This is a genomic window from Streptomyces sp. NPDC021562, from assembly GCF_040640875.1.
GTDB lineage: Bacteria > Actinomycetota > Actinomycetes > Streptomycetales > Streptomycetaceae > Streptomyces.
The window spans coordinates 1-18065 of record NZ_JBFACN010000032.1 but is presented as its reverse complement, the minus strand read 5'-3'; the positions used below and the strand labels follow the sequence as shown (position 1 = coordinate 18065).

Below are 18065 nucleotides of genomic sequence, written 5' to 3'. Positions count from 1 at the left end.
ACGGCGGCCCCCCAGCGGCTACCCGGCCTGCTTCTGGGCGTCGCGATACCGGTAGTACGCGGCCTTCGACGGCGCGAGGGGCTCCTTGCCGAGGATCAGGTCGGCCGCCTTCTCGGCGATCATCATCACCGGGGCGTAGATGTTGCCGTTGGTGACGTAGGGCATCACCGAGGCGTCCACCACGCGCAGTCCGTCCACGCCGTGCACCCGCATGCTCGTCGGGTCGACGACGGACATCTCGTCGGTGCCCATCTTGCACGTGCAGGACGGGTGCAGCGCCGTCTCGCCGTCCTCGGCGACCCAGGCGAGGATCTCCTCGTCGGTCGCCACGGACGGGCCGGGTGAGATCTCGCCGCCGTTGTAGGGGGCGAGGGCGGGCTGGTTGAGGAGGTGGCGGGCGACCCGGACCGCCTCGACCCACTCGCGGCGGTCCTGCTCGGTGGAGAGGTAGTTGAAGCGCAGCGCCGGGTGGTCGCGCGGGTCCCTGCTCCTGATCTTCACCGAGCCGAGCGCGTCGGAGTACATGGGGCCGACGTGGACCTGGTAGCCGTGACCGCCGGCCGGCACCGAGCCGTCGTAGCGGACCGCGACGGGCAGGAAGTGGAACATCAGGTTGGGGTAGTCCACGTCGTCGTTGCTGCGGCAGAAGCCGCCGGCCTCGAAGTGGTTGGTGGCGGCCGGCCCCTTGCGGAAGAGCCACTGCAGGCCGATGAGGGGGGCGCGCCACTTCGCCAGGTACGGCTGGACGGAGACGGGCTGCTTGCAGGCGTACTGGATGTACACCTCCAGGTGGTCCTGGAGGTTCTCGCCGACGCCCGGCAGGTCGTGCACCACGTCGATGCCGAGGGCGCGCAGCTCCTTCGCGTTGCCGACGCCGGAGAGCTGGAGCAGCTGCGGGGAGTTGATCGCGCCGCCGCAGAGGACCACCTCCCTGGCGTGGACCTGCTGGAGGGGGCCTCTGCCGCGCCGGTACTCGACACCGACGGCCTTCTTGCCCTCGAAGAGGACGCGGGTGACCAGGGCGCGGGTCCGCACGGTGAGGTTGGGGCGCTTCCTGGCGGGCTTGAGGTACGCCTTGGAGGCCGACAGGCGCCGGCCGCGGTGGACGTTGCGGTCGAACTTGGCGAAGCCCTCCTGCCGGTAGCCGTTGACGTCGTCGGTGGGCGCGTACCCCGCCTCCTCGGTGGCCTTCAGGAAGGCGGTGAAGAGCGGGTTGGTGGCCGGGCCGCGCTCCAGCACCAGCGGGCCGTCGTGGCCGCGGAACTCGTCGTCCGGATCGGCGGCCAGGCAGTTCTCCATCCGGCGGAAGTACGGCAGGCAGTGGGCGTAGTCCCAGGTCTCCATGCCGGGGTCGGCGGCCCAGCGCTCGTAGTCCATGGGGTTGCCGCGCTGGAAGATCATGCCGTTGATGCTGCTGGAGCCGCCCAGCACCTTGCCGCGGGCGTGGTAGATCCGGCGGCCGCCCATGTGGGGCTCGGGCTCGGACTCGTACTTCCAGTCGTAGAAGCGGCTGCCGATGGGGTAGGTCAGCGCGGCGGGCATGTGGATGAACACGTCCCACGGGTAGTCGGGACGGCCCGCCTCCAGGACGAGCACCCGGTTGCCGGGGTCGGCCGAGAGCCGGTTGGCCAGCGCGCTGCCGGCCGAGCCGCCGCCGACGATGACGAAGTCGTACTGCAAGGGAGCCATGGTGCCTCGTCTCGCTCGCGCCGTCGATGTGCGCGGCATGCTAGTACGGGTAGCGCTATACGCACCAGGTTGCGAACAACGCAACTTGTAAGATCTTTGTTCACATCGCGTTACTTGGAGCGCGTTGTTTACTGCGCGTATAGTTTCGCCATGAGCAACTACAGTCCGGATACCGAAACGAACGGCTCGTCCTCTGGGGGCGTGCAGTCCGTGGACCGCGCCATCAGCGTCCTGGAGATCCTGGCTCAGCGCGGCGAGGCGGGCGTGAGCGAGGTGGCGGCCGAGATCGATGTTCACAAGTCGACCGCGTTCCGTCTGCTCGGCGCCCTGGAGGCGCGCGGTCTGGTGGAGCAGGCGGGCGAGCGCGGCAAGTACGCGCTCGGCTTCGGCATCGTACGCCTGGCAGGGGCCGTCACGGGCCGTATCGACGTCACCCAGCAGGGGCGGCAGGTGTGTGAGCGGCTGGCCGAGGAGATCGGCGAGACGGTCAACCTCGCGGTGATGCAGGAGCAGTACGCGATCAACCTGTACCAGGTGCGGGGTACGGCCGCGGTCAGCGCGCACAACTGGGTCGGCCAGCTCACCCCGCTGCACGCCACCTCCAGCGGCAAGATCATGCTGGCCCACCTGCCCGCCAAGGAGCGGGCCGCGCTGGTCTCGGAGGCCGGGCTGAAGAAGGTGACCCCGCACACCATCTCCTCGAAGGCGAAGCTGGAGAAGAACCTCGCCGAGGCCCGGGAGCGCGGTTACGCCTGGACGCTGGAGGAGCTGGAGATCGGGCTGCACGCCATGGCCGCGCCGATCCGGGACCGTGAGGGCCGGGTCATCGCGTCCATCAGCGCCTCCGGGCCGTCCTACCGGTTCACCGAGGAGCGGATGCACGAGCTGGCTCCGGTGCTGGTCAAGGGCGCGGAGGAGATCAGCCACCGCATGGGGTACCTGGGCTGAGCGCCCGCAGGACGACCGCCGCGGGGCCCGCGTTCAGCTCCTCGCGCGGGCCGCGGGCGTCACCGGGGCGCCGTGCCGAGCCGCTCGCGCACCCAGTCGTGGAACGCACCGATGTGGTGCTCGCTGGGGACCAGCACGCCTCCCTTGGCGTACAGCCGTGAGCCCATCCCGGGCTGGGTCCGTTCGCAGGCGTCGAAGTCCTGGCGGTTGACCCGGTCGAAGAGCTCCACCGACCGGCTGACGTCCTTGCCGCTCGTCACGACGTGCGGGAGATAGAGCCAGTCGCACTCCACGACCGTCCGGTCGACCGCGACCGGGTACATCCGGTGGAAGATCACGTGGTCGGGCACCAGGTTGATGAACACCTGCGGTTTGACGGTGATCGCGTAGTAGCGCCGGTCCTGGTCCGCGGAGACGCCGGGGATGCGGTCGAGTCCCTCGGAGCCGTCCACGGTGAACCCCTGGACGTCCGTGCCGAACTCGGCGCCGTGGCCCACGTAGTACTGCGCCGCGTAGCCGTCGGCGAACTCGGGCAGCACCTCGGTGAGTTCGGGGTGGATGGTGGCGCAGTGGTAGCACTCCATGAAGTTCTCGATGATGAGCTTCCAGTTGGCCCGCACGTCGTAGACGATCCGCCGGCCCACCGACAGGTTGTCGATGTCGTAGCGCTCGATCGACGCGACGTCGCCGAGGCGCTCGACGACGGCCCCGATCACGTCCTCCTCGAAGGCGGGCGGGTCCTCCGCGAGGCACACCCACACGTAGCCGAGCCATTCCCGCACCGCGACCGGGACCAGGCCGTACTCGGTACGGCCGACGTCGGGCATCTTGGTGAGGTTGGGGGCCGCGACCAGTTTGCCGTCCAGGTCGTAGGTCCAGGCGTGGTACGGGCACTGGAAGGCGCGCCTGACCTCGCCGGACTCCTCGGTGCAGACGCGGGCCCCGCGGTGCCGGCAGACGTTGAACCAGGCGCGGACCGACCGGTCCCTGGCCCGGGTGACGAGGATGGACTCGCGGCCCACGTCGACGGTGCGGAAGGCGCCGGGCTTCGGCAGGTCCGCGGCGCGGGCGACGCAGAACCACATCGTCTCGAAGATGCGCTCCTGCTCCTGGGCGAAGATCCCGGGATCCGTGTAGGCGGAACCGGGGAGGGTGGCGATCAGGCTGTCCGGCAGGCTGGTCGAGGTCACGGTGCACTCCTCGGAGAACGTCGCGGATCGATGGGGTGGCGCGGTCGCCGGGTCAGGACGCGGCGGTGCCGAACTGCTTGCGGGCGCGGGTGAAGAGCCGCGGCTGGTTCATGCCGAGCACGGCGACCGGGCGGCCCGCCCGCCGGTAGACGGCGAGGAAGCTGCGGTCGTCGGTGGAGCCCTCCTCGACCGTCACGCTGTCGGCTCCAGCGGCGTGCCCGACGAACTGGATCTTCACGCCGTACTGGTCGGACCAGAAGTACGGGGGCCTCGGCATCCCCGGTTCCGTCGCGCCGTGGGTGAGCAGCGCGGCGACGGCGGCGGCCGGCCGTTCGAGTGCGCCGGTCCAGTGCTCGACCCTGCGGTGGCCGCCGGTGCCCGGGTCGTACCAGTTGGCGCAGTCGCCGACCGCGACCACCCCGGCCACGCTGGTGCGCCCGTCGGCGCCGCACTTCACGCCGTTGTCGAGCGTGACGCCGGAGCCTTCGAGCCAGTCGACGCAGGGGCGGGCGCCGACTCCCACGACGACGGTGTCGGCGGGCACGCTGCGCCCGTCCGCCAACAGGACGGACTCCACCCGGTGCTCGCCGCCGAGCCCTTTGACGCCCACCCCGCACAGCAGCCGCACACCGTGGTCCGCGTGCAGGGCGGAGACGACCGCGCCCATGGCCGGGCCGAGCGGTCCGGCCAGCGGGGTCGGCGCCGCCTCGACCACGGTGACGTCGAGGCCGAGGGCGTACGCGGTGGAGGCGACCTCGGCGCCGACGAAGCCGCCGCCGATCACCACGAGACGGCCGCCCCGGGCGAGGTCGGCGCGCAGCGCGCGGGCGTCGTCGAGGGTGCGCAGCGCATGAACCCCGGCGAGGCCGTCGGTGCCCGGCAGGGTGCGGGCGCTCGCGCCGGTCGCGACGACCACGCCGTCGGCGCGGACCTCCCGGCCGTCGGCGAGCCCGATCGTCCGGGTGCTGCGGTCCAGGCCGGTGGCGCGGGCCCCGAGCAGCCACTCGGCGCGCAGGTCCTCGTCGTCCCGCTCCAGCGCCAGGTCCGCCTCGCTGACGGTGCCGGCCAGGAACTCCTTGGACAACGGCGGCCGGTCGTAAGGACGGTGGGGTTCGTCGCCGATCACGACCAGCCGGCCGTCGTACCCCCGTTGCCGCAGCGAGCGCGCGGCCGACAGTCCGGCCAGCGAGGCGCCGACCACGGCCACGGTCCTCACGCGGCTCCTCCGGCCAGGCGGGCGCTGACGCAGGGCGGCAGGTTGGGCGCGTCGGTGGACAGCCGGACGTGGATCATTCCGTCCTCGACCACGATCTCGTGGGTGCGGACCGGGCGTCTGGCCGGGGGCGCGTCGACGGCACCGGTGCGCAGGTCGAACGTCGAGGCGTGCAGGGGGCATTCCACCTCGCAGCCCTCCAGCCAGCCGTCGGCGAGCGAGGCGTCCTGGTGGGTGCAGGTGTCGTCGATGGCGAAGAGCTCGCCGTCATCGGTGTGGAACACCGACACGGGCGGGTCGATGTCGAGCCGGTGGGCCTCGCCTCGCGGCAGATCCTCGAGACGGCACGCGGGAATCATCATGACACCTCGGTGCGTATAGCGAAACGGATTGCGATGAGCGCAACGCCAGTGTGGGGGCGGCTCCGAAGCGTTGTCAAGGAGTTCACGCGCCGGTCCCCGCGGGCCGCCGGCACCTTGCCCAGGGCTCGCCGAAGCACCCGGAAAACCCGTCTGAGCTGGGCAGACGAAGGCGCCTTCGGAGACGGCGACGGCCCCGCCCGGTGCCGTCCGAGGGGGCCGTCACCGAGGCGGGGCCGTGCTGTGCCGCGCCGTGGGGTGCTGTGGGGTGCTGTGTTGTGACGGGAGCGGTCAGCCGCCGTCGTCCGTCACAGGAGAACCACCGAGCGCAGGACGTCGCCGTGGTGCATGCGCTCGAAGGCCTTCTCCACCTCGTCCAGGGCGATGGTCTCGGTGACGAAGGCGTCCAGGTCGAGACGGCCCTGGAGGTACAGGTCGATGAGCATGGGGAAGTCACGGGAGGGCAGGCAGTCGCCGTACCAGGACGACTTCAGCGCCCCGCCCCGGCCGAAGACGTCCAGCAGGGGCAGCTCCAGCTTCATCTCCGGAGTGGGGACACCCACGAGCACCACGGTTCCGGCCAGGTCGCGGGCGTAGAAGGCCTGCTGGTAGGTCTCCGGCCGGCCCACCGCCTCGATCACGACGTCCGCGCCGAAGCCGCCGGTCAGTTCACGCACCGCCGCGACCGCGTCGGCCTCCTTGGAGTTGACCGTGTGGGTCGCGCCGAGTCCCCGCGCCGTCTCCAGCTTGCGGTCGTCGACGTCCACCGCGATCACCCGCGACGCGCCGGCCAGGTGCGAGCCGAGCACCGCCGCCGCGCCCACGCCACCGCAGCCGATCACCGCGACGCTGTCCCCGCGCCCGACGCCACCGGTGTTGAGGGCGGCGCCGATGCCCGCCATCACCCCGCAGCCCAGCAGGCCGGCGACGGCCGGGGAGGCGGCGCGGTCGACCTTGGTGCACTGTCCTGCCGCCACCAGGGTCTTCTCGGCGAAGGCACCGATCCCGAGGGCGGGCGCCAGTTCGGTGCCGTCGGCGAGCGTCATCTTCTGCTGCGCGTTGTGGGTGTCGAAGCAGTACCACGGCCGCCCGCGCCGACAGGCCCGGCACCGGCCGCACACGGCACGCCAGTTGAGGATGACGAAGTCACCGGGCGCGACGTCGGTGACGCCGTCGCCGACCGCCTCCACGACCCCCGCGGCCTCGTGTCCCAGCAGGAAGGGGAAGTCGTCGCCGATCCCGCCCTCCCGGTAGTGCAGGTCGGTATGACAGACGCCGCACGCCTCGACCCTGACCAGCGCCTCCCCCGGACCCGGATCGGGCACGACGACGGTCTCCAGGCTGACAGGGGCGCCCTTGCCCCGCGCGACGACACCACGGACCTGCTGGGACATGGCCACTCCTCGGCTCACTGAGCTGGCGAGACGCCACCGGAACGCGTGTTGCCTATCACGGCACGTATCTCGCGGTTCGCAACACAGCATCGCGGAGCCCGAGGCACCGGTCAAGAATCCGTCGCGACCCACGGATCCAAGCACGACTGCCGCCGGGTCACCGGGCCGGCCATGGCGGCCGTGCCGGTGACCCGGCGGCAGTCGTGCCGGGTGCAGCCGAGCGGGTCAGTCCTCGTCCGGGTCGCGGACCACCACCAGGAACGCGTCCGTCCTCAGGTCCATCACCACCGTCGCCGGTTCGCCCTCCGCCCGGCGCTTCGCCGCGTACTCCTCGGCCGGCCACGAACCCCGGGGAGACCCCGCGGGAAACCGCTCCAGAACCATCGCGCCCATGACGGCCCGTCACCTCCTGAGTCGTTGTCCGCCGTACCGTTCGGCTGCCCCGCATCAACGCGGACATGCCCGAAACGCCGGACACCGTTCACCTCCGTGCGGGCACACCTGCCGGAGCGGGCCGTCGGCCGCACATCATTCCCAGAGCTACACATAAGGAAGAAATAAGAGCAGAATGCTCCTAGGCGGCGCATACCGCATGCACCGGACGCGGTCAGGCCTGCAAGTCAAAGGAGACGAGTCATGGCCAACGTCTCGCACGGCAGAAGTGACATAACCAGCCACCCCGATGTCTCCGAAATGCGGGAACGCTACGCCCGCATGCTCGGCGGCCGTGATGTGGCGCTCGTGGACGGACCGGTGTTCCTGCTCGGTCTGTACTGCGCGGCGTCCCCGTGGATCGTCCACTACGCGGCCAGTCAGCCCGCGCTCATGACCCACAACCTGATCATGGGCATAGCGATAGGCCTGCTGGCCCTCGGCTTCACCCGGGCTCCGGAACGCATGTACGGCCTCAGCTGGGCCATGTGCGCCATGGGCGTCTGGATGATCATCGCGCCCTGGATCGTCGGCAGCGGCCCGGACGCGGGCGTCATCATCAACAACGTCGTCATCGGCGGGCTCGCCCTCTGCCTCGGACTGCTGTGCGCCGTGACGACGGCCAGGCGAACGCCCATGACCTAGGCACACCGAGCGCCTCCTGAAGGGAGGACACGGGGCCGGCCCGGCGCTTCGGACCGGCCCCGTCACCCGGGCTACGCCGGTGACGTACCCATGACCTCCGTCCGGGCCCGCGCGTCGAAGGAGATCCACACGTCCGGCGGCAGCTCCGGGCGGCCCGGCACCGGGCGGGTCTCCTCCGTCCAGGCGTCGCCCGCGGCCTCGGCCGCGACCCGGCGCCAGAAGGCGACCGCGCCGGGGTTCTCGTACTGGAACGCGATCTCCCAGCGGCCCGGGTGCCGGGCGAGGACCTCCCGGACGGCACGCGACCCGACACCCGACCGGCGCACGCCACGCGCCACGAAGAAGCTGTTGAGCACCCGCAGGGGCGCGTCGGTTCCCCGGACGAACGCGAAGCCGACGGGGTGGCCGCCCAGGACGAACAGATAGGGCGCCCAGCCGGGCGCGGCGAAGGCGTCCTCGACCCGCTCGCTGCGGAAGGTGCCGTCGGGACAGGGCAGGATCCCGCGGAACTCGGACAGGTCGTGGCGGAACATCAGCCAGAGCCGCTCGACGACGGGGCGGTCCTCGGTGCGGGCCTCGCGGACGACGAGCTCCGCCCTCTCGGTGTTCTCGGTGTCAGACATGAAAAAAGCCTCACCCGGCGGGAGTTGCTACCGCAGGGCGAGGCTGACGTCTTACGACGGAGACTACACCACGGCCGGTTCCTCGGGTGTCAGGTACTCCTCGCTCACCTCCCGCGGTCCGAACGGCCACACCTTCTCGAAGCGCGCCCACAGCACGAACGCCACACAGCCGAGGGCGAGCCACGCCAGGGACCACTCGATGGGGTGGCGACCCGGGGAGTTCTTGTCGGCGTAGCCGTAGATCACGCACCAGCCGACGAAGGCGATGACGCCGGGCACGGGGTAGAGCCACATGCGGTACGGCCGCTTCAGGGCCGGCTGCCTGCGGCGCAGTACCGTGAGCGCCACGATCTGCGCCAGCGCCTGGACGATCACCATCACCGTGGTGAGCAGCTGGATCAGCGTGGCGAGGTCGGTGTGGCGGCCGATCAGGAAGCCGACCGCGGTGATCACGCCCATGGTCGCGAGGCCCAGCATCGGGAAGCGGTGCCTGGGGTGCAGCTTCTCGTAGGGCCGGAAGAAGACGCGGTCGCGGGCCGCGTCGTAGGGCACCCGGGAGCCGCCGAGCAGGCCGGTGAAGACCGAGGCGAAGGCCGTGACCAGGATCAGCACGGTCACGGTGTCGGCGGCCCCCTTGCCCCAGGTCTTCTCCAGGACCGCCGAGGCCACGGAGGTCGACGCGATGTCGGCCGGGTTCGTCATGCGGTGCCAGTCGATGACGCCGAGGGTGCCGATCTGGAGCAGCAGGTAGATCGCCATGATGCCGAGGATCGAGAAGAGGATGGAGCGCGGCAGGACCCGGCCGGGGTCCTTGATCTCGGCGCCCATGTAGGCGGTGGTGTTGTAGCCGAGGTAGTCGTAGATGCCGATGGTCAGGCCCGCGGCGAAGCCGAGCCAGAAGTGGTCGCTCGTCAGGTCGAAGGCGTGCGCCGGGTAGGTGAACGCCAGGTGCGTGCTGAAGTCGGAGGCCGCGGCGACGATCACCAGCAGCACCGAGGCGATCATCACCGTCCACATCACGGCCGTGATCCGGGCGATGTGCTCGATGCCCCGCCAGAGCAGGAGCACCACCAGGGCGATGACACCGAGCCCGATCAGGTCGCCCGAGGTCTGCCCCAGGCCAGGGGCGAGGTACCCCAGGTACTGGACGAAGCCGACCACGCCGGTGGACATGATCAGCGGGATGAAGAGCATCGCCGTCCAGACGAACAGGAACGGCACGAGGCGTCCGGTGCGGTACTGGAAGGCCTGGCGCAGATAGACGTAGCTGCCGCCGGAGCCGGGCATCGCGGCGCCCAGCTCGGCCCAGACCAGGCCGTCGCAGAGCGCGAGCAGCGCGCCCGCGACGAAGCCGATCACGGCCTGCGGGCCGCCGAACGCGGTGACCATGAGCGGGATGGTCACGAACGGACCGATGCCGCACATCTGGCTCATGTTGATGGCGGTGGCCTGGAACAGACCCACGCGGCGCACGAAGCCGCCTTCGGGTGGTGCGCTGCGGAGGTCGTCGGGACTGGCGGGACGGCCGGGACTACCGGACATGGCGGGGCTCCTGAGGCGAGGAGGAGGGAACGTCGGCCGGGGAGGCGGGATGGCCGATAAAGTTAAGGAGCCTTACTAGATGCGTCAAGTATGCGCCGGGAATCGGTGAGAATGATGCGATGGCCGCCCGTGACGTCGTAGAGCAGCAGGACCAGCCCTGGAGCCGGCAGCGACTGCGCAGCACCAACGAGCGGCTGCTGCTGGCCCGGCTGCGCGCGCTCGGGTCCGCCTCCCGCGCCCAACTCGCCCGCGAGACCGGCCTGTCGAAGCCGACCGTGTCCAGCGCCCTGGCCGCGCTCGCCGGGGCGGGCCTGGTCCGCGAGGTCGGCACCCACGCCCCGGAGCGGGGCCGCACCGCCGTGCTGTACGCGCCCGACCCGGCGGCGGGGTACGTCCTCGGTGTCGACGTGGGCCGGGGCTGGCTGCGGGTGGCGGTCGCCGACCTCGACGGCACCCTGGTCGCCCGCTCGGACGTGCGCAACCGGGCCCGCGGCTCGGCCGCCATGGCCGACCTGCTGGTCACCACGGCACGGCGGGCCGTGGCCGACTCGGAGGTCGACCCGGCCGAAGTGGTGCACGGCGTGGTGGGCACCCCGGGCGTGTACGACGAGCGGCAGCGGCGGGTGCGGTACGCGATGCATCTGCCCGGGTGGGGCCGCGCGGGGCTGTTCGACCGGATGCGCGAGGAACTGGGCGTCCCGCTGGAGGTGCACAACGACGCCAATCTGGCGGCGCTCGGCGAGTACACGTACGGCGTCGGGGCGGGCAGCCGGCTGTTCGCGTACATCATGATCGGCACCGGCCTGGGCATGGGGGTGGTCAGCGAGGGACGGCTGTTCACCGGGGCGCACGGGCTCGCCGGGGAGATAGGGTTCCTGCCCTGGCCGGGGCAGCCCGAGCCGGAGCGGCTGGAGGACGCGGTGTCGGGGGAGGCCGTGGTCGGCGCGGCGCGGCGGTTCGGGATGAGCGGGCAGCTCACCGCGAAGCTGGTGTTCGACGCGGCACGGCAGGGCGACCCGGCCGCCGTGCGGGCGGTACGGCTCGAAGGCGAGCGGATCGCGCACACGGTGGCGGCGGCCGCGGCCGTGCTCGATCCCGACCTGGTGGTGCTGGGCGGCGGCGTCGGCCACAGCGTCGACCTGCTGCTGCGTCCCGTGCGCGAGCACCTGCGCGCGCTCACCCCGCTGCGCCCGAAGCTCGCGCCCGGCCGGCTCGGCGAGGACGCGGTGCTGCTCGGGGCCGTGGCCACCGCGCTGGACACCGCTCGTGACCTGGTCTTCGAGCGCCGGTCGGCGGCGTCCTGAATCCGACGGCGGCAACGCGCGCGGCGGCGCCGATGATTGACACCCCCTCCTCGGGACCCTAGCTTGAGCCGAGTTAGTAAAGTTTCCTAACTTTACGAGCCTGGAGACCGCCGTGTTCCCTCGCCCCGCCCCCGGACACCGCCTCGCCACCGCCGCCGTGGCCCTGGGTCTGCTCTGCTCACTCAACACGAGCGCGTGGGCCGACGCCAGGAACCCGGCCGGTGCCACCGACCACTCCCCCACGTACGGCCACCCGCGGATCACCCGGGTGCCGTCCGCCGCCGGATTGGAGACCCCGCTGTCCGGCTACGCGATCCGGTCGACGGCCGAGGTGGGCGACTCCGCGGCGGCGGTCTCCTCCCCCGGCTACCCGGCGACGGGCTGGTACCCGGCGGGCCCGCGCTCCACGGTCCTGGCCGCACTGCTCGCCGACGGCGTCTACGACGACCCGTTCGTCTCCACCCGTCTCCAGAAGATCCCCAAGGCGCCCTTCCAGGTCCCCTGGTGGTTCCGCAGCGACTTCACGGTGACGGACCCCTCGCACCGCACCTATCTGGACTTCAGCGGGGTGATCTCGGCGGCCGACGTGTACGTCAACGGCCACCGGGTCGCCACGACCGACGAGGTCACCGGCGCCTACACCCGCCACGAACTGGACGTCACCTCCCTGGTGACGGCGGGCACGAACACGGTCGCCTTCCGCGTCCAGCCCAACGACCCGAACAAGAACCTCACCATGGGCTGGCTCGACTGGCTCCAGCCGCCGCCCGACCAGAACATGGGCATCGTCCGTGACGTGCTGGTCCGGCGCGGCGGCCCGGTCGCGCTGCGCGACGCCCACGTGGTGACGAAACTGGCGGTGCCGTCCCTCGCGACGGCCGACCTGACGGTGAAGGCGCAGGCCCGCAACGACTCGGACGCTCCGGTCACCGCCGAGGTCTCCGGCACGGTCGCCGGTGTGGCCCTCACCAGGTCGGTCACGCTCGCCGCGCACGAGACCAGAACCGTCACCTTCACCCCGGCCGACACCCCGGAACTGCACCTGGCCTCCCCCAAGGTGTGGTGGCCCGCGGGAATGGGCGGCCAGCCGCTGTACGACCTGGCTCTCACCGCCTCCGTCGCCGGCACGGCCTCGGACACCGCCCACGAGACCTTCGGCATCCGGGACGTGCGGGCCCCGCTGAACTCCGACGGCGCCCGCCAGTACTCGGTCAACGGCCGCCGGCTGCTGATCAAGGGCGGCGGCTGGTCACCGGACGAGTTCCTGCGCTGGGACGGCACCTACACCGAGGACCGCCTCAGGTACGCCCTCGACCTGGGCCTCAACGCCATCCGGCTGGAAGGCCACATCGAGCCCGACGAGTTCTTCGACCTCGCCGACCGCCTCGGCGTCCTCACCCTGCCCGGCTGGGAGTGCTGCGACAAGTGGGAGGGGCAGACCAACCCCGGCGAGAGCGGCGAGAAGTGGACGGCAGCCGACTACGGGGTCGCCCAGGCCTCGATGGCCGCCGAGGCCGCCCGGCTGCGTGACCACCCGAGCGTGATCTCCTTCCTGATCGGCAGCGACGCCGCGCCCGACGCGAAGATCGAGAAGAACTATCTGGACGCCCTGGGCGCCGCCGACTGGCCCGTCCCGGTGGTCCCCGCCGCCTCCGACCGATCCACGCCGCAGCTGGGCAGTTCGGGCATGAAGATGACCGGCCCCTACGACTGGGTCCCGCCGTCCTACTGGTACGCCAAGCGGGAGGGCGGCGCCACCGGCTTCAACTCCGAGACCAGCGCCGGCCCGGACATCCCGACCCTGGACACCCTGCGCCGCATGATGACCCCGGCCGAACTCGACACCCTCTGGAAGAACCCGGACGCCAAGCAGTACCACCGCTCGCCGTCCGCGACCTTCGGCACCCTGAAGGTCTACGACACGGCCCTCACCGGCCGCTACGGCGCTCCGAAGAGCCTCGCCGACTACGTGCGCAAGGCCCAGCTCGCCCAGTACGAGAACGTCCGCGCCCAGTACGAGGCCTACGAGCGCAACCAGACCGACGCCTCCAAGCCGTCGACCGGCGTGATCTACTGGATGTTCAACAGCGGCTGGACGTCCCTGCACTGGCAGCTGATGGACCGTTATCTCGACCAGGGCGGCGCCTACTTCGGCGCGAAGAAGGCCAACGAACCCCTGCACGTGCAGTACTCCTACGACGACCGCTCGGTGGTCGTGGTGAACAACCGGCACGCGTCGGCGTCGGGCCTCACCGCACGGGCGACCCTGTTCGATCCGGACGGGACCCAGAAGTACGACCGGACCGTCACCGGTGTCACGGTCCAGGGCGACGGCGCGCACAGCACCGCGTTCGCCCTGCCGCAGTCGGTGAGCGGACTGTCCTCCACCTATCTGGCGCGGCTGGTCCTCACGGACGCGAGCGGCAAGGAGGTCAGCCGCAACGTCTACTGGCTCTCCACCAAGGCCGACACCCTCGACTGGACGAAGACCGACTGGTGGCACACGCCGACGACGAGCCACGCAGACCTGACGGGGCTGTCCTCGATGGCCCAGGTGCCGGTCACGGCGACGGCGTCGACGACCGAGGCGGACGGCACGTCCACCACCACGGTCACGATCCGCAACACGGGCACGGGCAGCACCCCGTCCCTGCTGACGGACGTCCATCTGGTCGACGCGAACGGCAGGCCCGTGCTGCCCGTCCGGTGGTCGGACAACGAGGTCACCCTGTGGCCGGGCGAGTCGGCGACCCTGACGGCCGGCTACCGGACCGCCGATCTGCACGGCTCGGCCCCCCGGGTGCGGGTCTCCGGCTGGAACGCGGAGGAGCGGACGGTCCCGGCGGGCGCGCCGGAACCGTCCGCCTCGCTCAGCTCACGTTGAGCGCGGTGTCGTCGATGACGAAGGACGTCTGGAGGGTCGAGCCCTCGACACCGGTGAACTTGACGGTGGCCGTGGTGCCGGCCAGGGAGGAGACGTCGAAGCTCTTGAGGACGTATCCGGAGGCCGCGTCGAGGTTGGAGTACGTGGCCAGGGTGGTCGATCCGGCCGTGACCGTCAGCTTGTCGTAGGCCGTGCTCGTGGTGGTCTCCGCGGTGTCCACGTGCAGGTAGAAGCTGAGCGTCGCGGAGCAGCCGGACGGAATGGTCACCGACTGGGACAGGCTGTCGGTGTGGGCGGAACCGTAGCCGTCGAGCCAGGCCTTGTAGGAGCCGGTGCGGGCCGCCTCACCGCTGGAGTTGGTGATGACCCCGCTGCCGGCGGTCCAGGTGGTGTTGCCGGACTCGAAGCCGGGGTTGCCGAGGAGCTGGGCGGAGGTGCAGGTGCCACCACCACCGCCGCCTCCGCCACCACCGCCGCTGCCGCCGCTCCCTCCGGCGAGCCAGGCGGTGGCGTTCAGGGCGAGCGCCGCGTTGGTGGCGCCGGAGTCGTTCCAGCCGTCGTACAGCGTGTTGCCGGACTGGCCGGTGCCGTCGTCGATCGGTGAGCTGTCGCCCCAGAAGGCGACCCGGCCGCTGCCGAAGGTGCTGGTGAGGAAGAACGCGCCGGTGTTGCCGGAGTAACCGCTGCGGTACACCAGGCCCTTGACGTTCGCGTTGTCGGAGGGCTTGAGGGTGGCGGTGGTGCCGTTGGCGATCAGGCTCTTGGTGACCGTGCCGAAGGAGCCGTGCAGCACCGGGTCGCCGCTGTCGCTGATCGCGGCCGGGTAGCCCGAGCTGATGTTGAGCGAGTCGATGGAGAAGCCGAACGGGTCGGTCGAGTCGACGCTGTTGTTCGTCATCAGGTCGTTGAGGATCTGGACCGCGTCGTAGCCGTCGTTGTTGCGGTCGGCGCCGGTGTGGTCGGAGATCATGAAAAGACCGCCGCCGTTCTTCACGAAGTTCATGATCGCGGTCTTCTCGGCGGCCGTGAACCTGGTGTTGGGCTCGGGCAGTACCAGCGCGTCGAACTTCGAGAGGTCGGTGGCCGAGGAACCGCCGTAGGTCAGGGCGCTGGTGGCGGTCTTCAGGCTGTACCCGCCGGTCTTCTGGAGGGCCACGCCCCAGGAGGACAGGGCGCCGGTCCAGTCGGTCTCCGAGGACGGGGAGGAGTCCTCGGCGAGCGGGTCGGGCTTGCTGGTGGAGATGATCCAGTCCGCGTTGCCGGCCTCCTCGGCGTGGCCGTCGTCGAACAGGACGCGGTAGGTGGTGGCCGCGTGGGCGGGGGCCCCGGTGCCGACCTGGAGAGCGGCTCCGGTGACGAGCAGCCCGAGCCCGGCCAGGGCGGTGGTGAGTCTGTGGCGGGATCTGCTGGATCCAAGCATCCGGCGAACCTCCGTGAAGGGGTGGGGAAGAGGCAGTGCGGGCGCCAACTCTGCGCGCGTAGAACCCGGTCGAGATTTCTACACGCGTCGACTCATTGAAAGGTACATGGCATGTCCGCGTGGTGAACAGCAGACCGCCGCACCAACCCGGCGGGACTGCCCGCGACTTCAGCGGGCAGATTTGAGTGCAGCGAAGTACCCACGAAGAGGGGCGGACATGGAGATCTCGGGCATCATCAGTGCCATCGTCATCGGAATCATCATCGGTGTGCTGGGACGCCTGGTCGTCCCCGGCCGCCAGCACATCGGCATCCTGTGGACCATCGTCGTCGGCATCGTGGCGGCGCTGCTGGGGTCGGCGATCGCCGCGGGCTTCGGCGTGGCCGACACCAAGGGTCCCGACTGGATCGAGTGGTTCATCCAGATCGCGCTGGCCGCGGTGGGCGTGGCGGCGCTGGACCGGGCGAAGGCCCGCCGGTGACCTGACGGGCGCGGCGGCGGTCGGCCGACCAGCCGCCTCCGGTCGCCTGCCGTGCCTACTGCGGCGAGAGGTACGGCGTGGTCGTGGTCAGGGTGTGGAAGCCCAGCCGTTCGAGGATCGGCCGACTCGTGGGCAGCGCGTCCACCTGGAGATAGCGGCAACCGTGCGCGGCGGCGACCCGGGCCCGGTGGGCGACGAGGGCGCGGTACACACCGCGTCCGCGCCACTCCTCGACCGTGCCGCCGCCCCACAGACCGGCGAACCTCGCCCCGGGCACCAGCTCGACCCGGGCGGCGCTGACCGGCTCGTCCCCGGCCAGGGCGACCAGCGCGACCATGCTGTCCGGCTGCTCGGCGAGGCGCGCCAGCAGCAGGTGCCGCAGCCGCGAACCGTCGGTGCCGAAGGCCTTCTCGTGCACGGCCACCACCAGTTCGATGTCCGCCCGGTCCGTGGCGGGTACCACGCGTACGCCGTCCGGCAGCCCGGCGTCGAGGCTCAGCCGGGCGACCTCGCCGACCATCAGCGTCTCCTGCGGCTCAGGCCTGAACCCGGCCGCGGCCAGCCGGTCACCAAGGTCCGACGGCAGGTCGTGGCCGTAGACCTTCCACTCGAACTCCCGCCCCTGGGCGGCGAAGAAGTCGACCTGCTCGGCGATCGCACGATCCGCGGTCGTCTCGTCCAGGTCCGTCCAGAGGACACCGTTCCATCCTTCGGCGTCCGCCACCTGCCGGACCACCCCGCCCACGTGCTCCACCCGGGCGCCGGGCCCGTCGGGCCGGGCGCCCTGCCGCATGTCACGGTCGTACAGAGCGAGCACGGTTCGCTGATCCATCCGAGCACTCCACCATCCGGTCGCGACGGCGGCAACGCCTTTTCCCACGACCAGCGGGTGGGTGCCCGGGGCCGGCGGTCGGCCCAGCGACCGGCGGTCAGCCCAGTTCGAGCGTCGTGACCCCGAAGACCCGCTCGCGGGCGTGGTCGCGGACCGGGCCGGTGTACATGCGGGCGGTCTCGAACGAGGGGGCGAAGCCGGCCGCTTCGGCGAGGGCGACGCCCGCCGTGCTGGTCTCGGGTACGTCGATGGCGACCTGGCTGCCGGCGGCCTCGGCGGTGAGGGCGGTGAACAGGGCGCGGGCGTCCTCGGCGGTGTCGGCGAAGAGGGGACCGATGCGCAGGGTGTCGCGGCCCGGGCGGAGCACGCCGTAACCGCTGAGGCGGTCGCCGTCGTGGCGGACGAGGGCCCTGTGCCCGGGGGCGGTCAGCCAGGCGGCCACGAAGCGCGGCCGGTCGGCCGGGCAGCAGACGCTGTCGTACGCCGTGATGGCGGCCAGGTCGGCGGCGCGGACGGGCCGGACGCCGGCCGGGGTCTCGGCGGCGGGAGCCTCTCCGACGAACCGGGTGGTGCGGTGGGCGAGTTCGAAGCCGGACTGGCGGTAGTTGTCCTGCTGGGCCACCACGCCGTCCAGGCCGACGGTGCGGTTGCCGGCGTGGGCGAGTGCGGTCTTCCAGGTGGTGAGGCCGTGGCCCTTGCCGCGCAGGTCGGGGCGGACCAGGTACCAGCCGAGGAAGGCGTAGTCGGCACCGTGGTTGACGACGGAGATGGCCGAGACCGGTTCGCCGTCGACCCGGCCGATGAAGAATCCGTCCGGGTCCTGGGCGAAGAAGGCGGCGGTGTCCGACAGTCCCGGGTTCCAGCCCTCGTCCGCCGCCCAGCCGACGACCACCGGCCAGTCGTCGGGCGTGGCCCGGGTGACGACGAGGTCCTGGGGGGCCGGAGAGGTCATCGATGCGCTCCATTCCGCGACGGGGTCCGATCGCGCGGCGACCTGCGCCGCGCGCCCGCAGCATCCTTCCCGATCGCAGGGCACCGTGCCACGACGGGATCAAGCCGTTGACGTGCCGCCTCCCGTCCCGGTCCGCGGGCCGCCCGGTTCCGGGCGG

The 18065-nt window shown here is 71.4% G+C and carries 16 protein-coding genes; 5 read left to right on the top strand and 11 right to left on the bottom strand.

The genetic code is table 11. The features are described 5' to 3' along the window. Positions 1-18: 18 nt before the first annotated feature. Positions 19-1689, bottom strand: coding sequence for a choline dehydrogenase (betA, locus tag AB0G52_RS34855; RefSeq protein WP_361342214.1), 1671 nt, complete (start codon positions 1687-1689; stop codon positions 19-21). A gap of 150 nt (positions 1690-1839) precedes the next feature. On the opposite strand from betA, the gene AB0G52_RS34850 reads away from it, so the two are divergent. Beyond that, positions 1840-2637 carry an IclR family transcriptional regulator gene (locus AB0G52_RS34850; RefSeq protein ID WP_132894088.1) on the top strand — a complete coding sequence of 266 codons (798 nt, stop codon included), beginning with the start codon at positions 1840-1842 and terminating at the stop codon, positions 2635-2637. A 59-nt stretch (positions 2638-2696) separates the two neighbouring features. Here AB0G52_RS34850 and AB0G52_RS34845 read toward each other — a convergent pair whose 3' ends face one another. The 5 genes from AB0G52_RS34845 to AB0G52_RS34825 form a co-directional block, all read right to left on the bottom strand. After that, complete coding sequence (locus AB0G52_RS34845; RefSeq protein WP_132894090.1) at positions 2697-3827, bottom strand: aromatic ring-hydroxylating dioxygenase subunit alpha; 1131 nt, start codon at positions 3825-3827, stop codon at positions 2697-2699. 52 nt (positions 3828-3879) lie between these two features. Beyond that, positions 3880-5043 (bottom strand): FAD-dependent oxidoreductase, encoded by a 1164-nt coding sequence (locus tag AB0G52_RS34840; protein ID WP_361342209.1) that lies wholly within the window; start codon positions 5041-5043, stop codon positions 3880-3882. Further along, entirely contained in the window at positions 5040-5402 is a 363-nt protein-coding gene (locus tag AB0G52_RS34835; RefSeq protein ID WP_132894094.1) for a bifunctional 3-phenylpropionate/cinnamic acid dioxygenase ferredoxin subunit, read from the bottom strand. Before AB0G52_RS34835 ends, AB0G52_RS34840 begins: the two co-directional genes overlap by 4 nt. Positions 5403-5707: 305 nt before the next feature. Continuing rightward, complete coding sequence (locus AB0G52_RS34830; protein ID WP_361342206.1) at positions 5708-6793, bottom strand: S-(hydroxymethyl)mycothiol dehydrogenase; 1086 nt, start codon at positions 6791-6793, stop codon at positions 5708-5710. A 225-nt stretch (positions 6794-7018) separates the two neighbouring features. Continuing rightward, positions 7019-7186, bottom strand: coding sequence for a hypothetical protein (locus tag AB0G52_RS34825; protein ID WP_165939556.1), 168 nt, complete (start codon positions 7184-7186; stop codon positions 7019-7021). Between the two features lie 243 nt (positions 7187-7429). Between AB0G52_RS34825 and AB0G52_RS34820 the strand changes: the two genes are divergently transcribed. Continuing rightward, positions 7430-7870 carry an SPW repeat protein gene (locus AB0G52_RS34820; RefSeq protein ID WP_132894097.1) on the top strand — a complete coding sequence of 147 codons (441 nt, stop codon included), beginning with the start codon at positions 7430-7432 and terminating at the stop codon, positions 7868-7870. Between the two features lie 71 nt (positions 7871-7941). On the opposite strand, the gene AB0G52_RS34815 is transcribed toward AB0G52_RS34820, so the two are convergent. Further along, the gene (locus tag AB0G52_RS34815) at positions 7942-8493 is read right to left on the bottom strand and encodes a GNAT family N-acetyltransferase (protein WP_361342202.1); all 552 of its coding nucleotides are present in this window, start codon (positions 8491-8493) and stop codon (positions 7942-7944) included. Between the two features lie 63 nt (positions 8494-8556). Further along, positions 8557-10035 carry an APC family permease gene (locus tag AB0G52_RS34810; RefSeq protein WP_361342199.1) on the bottom strand — a complete coding sequence of 493 codons (1479 nt, stop codon included), beginning with the start codon at positions 10033-10035 and terminating at the stop codon, positions 8557-8559. Between the two features lie 119 nt (positions 10036-10154). Between AB0G52_RS34810 and AB0G52_RS34805 the strand changes: the two genes are divergently transcribed. Then, positions 10155-11339, top strand: coding sequence for an ROK family protein (locus tag AB0G52_RS34805; RefSeq protein WP_132894103.1), 1185 nt, complete (start codon positions 10155-10157; stop codon positions 11337-11339). Between the two features lie 112 nt (positions 11340-11451). After that, the gene (locus AB0G52_RS34800; protein WP_361342196.1) at positions 11452-14223 is read left to right on the top strand and encodes an exo-beta-D-glucosaminidase; all 2772 of its coding nucleotides are present in this window, start codon (positions 11452-11454) and stop codon (positions 14221-14223) included. Here AB0G52_RS34800 and AB0G52_RS34795 read toward each other — a convergent pair. Beyond that, positions 14210-15643: a hydrolase gene (locus tag AB0G52_RS34795; RefSeq protein ID WP_361342193.1), complete on the bottom strand. Its 1434-nt coding sequence runs from the start codon at positions 15641-15643 to the stop codon at positions 14210-14212. The two genes, AB0G52_RS34800 and AB0G52_RS34795, sit on opposite strands and share 14 nt — an antisense overlap. A gap of 217 nt (positions 15644-15860) precedes the next feature. Here AB0G52_RS34795 and AB0G52_RS34790 point away from each other — a divergent pair, with 217 nt between their 5' ends. Further along, positions 15861-16124: a GlsB/YeaQ/YmgE family stress response membrane protein gene (locus tag AB0G52_RS34790; protein ID WP_132887654.1), complete on the top strand. Its 264-nt coding sequence runs from the start codon at positions 15861-15863 to the stop codon at positions 16122-16124. Positions 16125-16179: 55 nt separating this feature from the next. Here AB0G52_RS34790 and AB0G52_RS34785 read toward each other — a convergent pair whose 3' ends face one another. Both AB0G52_RS34785 and AB0G52_RS34780 read right to left on the bottom strand, forming a co-directional pair. Further along, positions 16180-16956 carry a GNAT family N-acetyltransferase gene (locus tag AB0G52_RS34785; RefSeq protein WP_361342190.1) on the bottom strand — a complete coding sequence of 259 codons (777 nt, stop codon included), beginning with the start codon at positions 16954-16956 and terminating at the stop codon, positions 16180-16182. Between the two features lie 97 nt (positions 16957-17053). Further along, positions 17054-17908, bottom strand: a complete 855-nt coding sequence (locus AB0G52_RS34780; protein ID WP_361342187.1) for a GNAT family N-acetyltransferase — start codon at positions 17906-17908, stop codon at positions 17054-17056. Positions 17909-18065 lie beyond the last annotated feature (157 nt).